Source organism: Vibrio sp. 1401 (assembly GCF_033340295.1).
The window spans coordinates 1-570 of record NZ_JAWOWF010000655.1; the positions used below are offsets into that span (position 1 = coordinate 1).

The following is a 570-nucleotide window of genomic DNA, read 5'->3' on the forward strand; positions in this document are numbered from 1 at the left end:
CAACTGTTCGAGGTCGCTTTTCGGAGCGGCTTTGTCAGTTAACAACACTGAGATTTCGTTTGTCTTGCCAATCGACGAAGGATAAATCTGACCAAACTTGCTGTAATCCGTCAGGACGATATTGCGTCTTTTCTTTGCCAGAATGGCCTCTGCAATGTCAGCACGCATCATGTCTCGGCTAGTAAAACCTGTGTCTTGGTGAAATCCGTCAATACCTAAGAAAGCCGTGCTGAAATGAATGTTCTCAATACAGAGTTTGGTGAGCGGGCCAACGAGGCTTTCGCCTTGGTGCTGATACACGCCACCCAACAAGATGATATTGGCCGATGTATTGCGGATAAGATGCGCAATATAGGCCGATGGCGTAATGATGGTCACATCGCCGCGCTCGGCTAACGTGCGAGCCAACAGCGCATTTGCACTGCCCCCTTCAATCAGCACCGTCTCATTCGGTGCGACCAAATCCGCGGCTTTGTTAGCAAGTGTTTGTTTAATATCAAAACGCACTTCTAAGCGGGTATCTATATCATCACTTTGCAGTGCGGTAGCAGCGCCGTGAACACGCTTTAA

The 570-nt window shown here is 48.8% G+C and carries 1 protein-coding gene; it reads right to left on the minus strand.

The features are described from left to right. A partial coding sequence (locus R7Z77_RS27395; RefSeq protein WP_318137310.1) for a DeoR/GlpR family DNA-binding transcription regulator occupies positions 1-570 on the minus strand: 570 nt, incomplete at both ends.